We start from the raw sequence: 1425 nt of genomic DNA on the forward strand, positions 1-1425 counted from the left end.
GATGGCGTCCCGCTGTGTGGTGTAGGGGATCTCCGCGGTTGAGTGCGCGGGTTCTGCTCCCTGGGGTGCACCGTCTGCCGGTGACTGCTCCCTGCTCAACTGGCAGGCCACCGTGCAACTGTCCGGAGTGAACGGGCAGTTCGACCCCAGGGGGTGCACGGTGGCCTTGTCCCAGCATGACCTACTTCGCCTGCTTGAGTCACTACGTTCGGCCGATGGTCTTGAACTCGTCCGCGAGGTCGCCGAGCGGTTGCTGCAGGAACTGATCGAGGCCGAGGCGAGTACGAAGATCGGCGCGGAGTGGGGCGAACACACCGACACCCGCACCGCCTGGCGCAACGGGCACCGGGAGAAGACGGTGACCACGCAGGCCGGCGACCTCGAGCTCGCGATTCCGAAACTGCGGTCCGGGAGCTTCTTCCCCAGCCTTCTTGAGCGCCGGCGGCGCATCGACCAGGCCCTCTACGCGGTGATCATGGAGGCATACGTCCACGGCGTCTCCACCCGGTCGGTCGACGACCTGGTGAAGGCGCTCGGCTCGGACACCGGGATATCGAAGAGTGAGGTCTCCCGGATCTGCGCCGAGCTGGACGAACAGCTGGACGCCTTCCGGACGCGTCCGCTGGACCACATCCGGTTCCCCTACCTGTTCCTCGACGCCACCTACGTCAAGGCCCGTGTCGACCACCGCATCGTCTCCCAGGCGATCGTGATCGCCACCGGCGTCACCCAGGACGGCGGCCGCGAGGTCGTCGGTGTCATGGTCGGCGACAGCGAGACCGAAGCCTTCTGGACCCAGTTCCTGCGGCACCTGCGCGAACGCGGGCTGAGTGGCGTCCGTCTGGTCGTCTCCGACAGCCACAGCGGCCTGGTCAAAGCGATCCGCAAGGTCATGCTCGGCGCCGCCTGGCAACGGTGTCGTGTCCACTTCGTGCGCAACGTCTTCTCCGTGATCCCGAAAGGCTCGGCGGCCCCAAGGTCCAAGAGATGCTGCTGGAGGCGAAGGAGGACCTGACCGCGTTCGCGGACTTCCCCCACCAGCACTGAAAGAAGATCCAGTCCACGAACCCGCTGGAACGGCTGAACCGGGAGATCAAACGCCGCACCGACGTCGTCCAGGTCTTCCCGAACCCGCCCGCGGTCCTCCGCCTGGCCACCGCGGTCCTCGCCGAACTCCACGACGAATGGATCGCCTTCCCCCGCCGCTACCTCTCCAACGAGAGCATGGACGCCCTCTATCCCGACGACACGATCGTCCTACCCGCCATGTCAGACGACTGATCACCTACACCACGACAAGGGACATGACCCAGAACTAACGAAAAACTCAGTAGTACTCTAGTTGCAATTCGCTATTCCTGCTGGTCAGTGGTGTGTTCGCGAGTGTACTCGGCTGATGTCCCGTCAGGTGCGGGAGGTTCGTGA

Annotated in this window: 1 pseudogene; it reads left to right on the forward strand. The window is 64.9% G+C overall.

Annotated elements, in window-relative coordinates:
* Positions 1-160 precede the first annotated feature (160 nt).
* Positions 161-1281, forward strand: a pseudogene (locus IH50_RS38340) (IS256 family transposase).
* The last annotated feature ends 144 nt before the right edge of the window (positions 1282-1425 follow it).

The sequence above is a fragment of the Streptomyces sp. NRRL S-37 genome (assembly GCF_000721605.1).
Taxonomy (GTDB): Bacteria; Actinomycetota; Actinomycetes; order Streptomycetales; family Streptomycetaceae; genus Streptomyces.